Annotated in this window: 1 protein-coding gene; it reads right to left on the bottom strand. The window is 80.2% G+C overall.

All coding sequences use genetic code 11. The features are described from left to right. Positions 1 to 439 (bottom strand): FtsK/SpoIIIE domain-containing protein (locus AAHZ94_RS35035; protein ID WP_349997681.1); only part of this gene is annotated, 439 nt, incomplete at both ends.

Genomic DNA, 439 nt, shown 5'->3' with positions numbered 1-439 from the left:
GAGCCGGCCCGGCCGGCGTGCCAGGAGACGAAGTCGCCGCGGCCCAGCACCTCGGCCCGCCGCTTGAGCTCGGAGCTGAGCGCCTGCGCGAACTCCCGCATCCGCACCGGGTCGGACGCCGCCAGGTACGTCGAGACGTGCGGCAACTCCGTACACGGCCGCAGTCCCTCGCCGCGCTCCGTGCCGCCGCCGTCCACCAGCACCAGCGACATCCGGTCCGGGCGCTCGGCGGCGGCGAGCGAGGCGGCGATGGACCGCAACAGCTCGGTCTTGCCGGTGCCCTGGGCACCGTCGATCAGCAGGTGCGGCCCGTCGGACGCGAGGTCGATGGCGAGCGGCCCGCCCGCGGCGCCGCAGCGGACCGCGCACCTCCCGCCCCCCCGCGCCCCCCCGGGCCCCCCCGCCGCCCCCCCCGCCCCCCCCGCCCCCCCCCCCCCCC

Source organism: Streptomyces sp. HSW2009 (genome assembly GCF_040240285.1).
Lineage (GTDB): Bacteria > Actinomycetota > Actinomycetes > Streptomycetales > Streptomycetaceae > Streptomyces.
The sequence above is the reverse complement of the archived record's forward strand: the minus strand, read 5'-3'. Positions and strand labels throughout refer to the sequence as shown.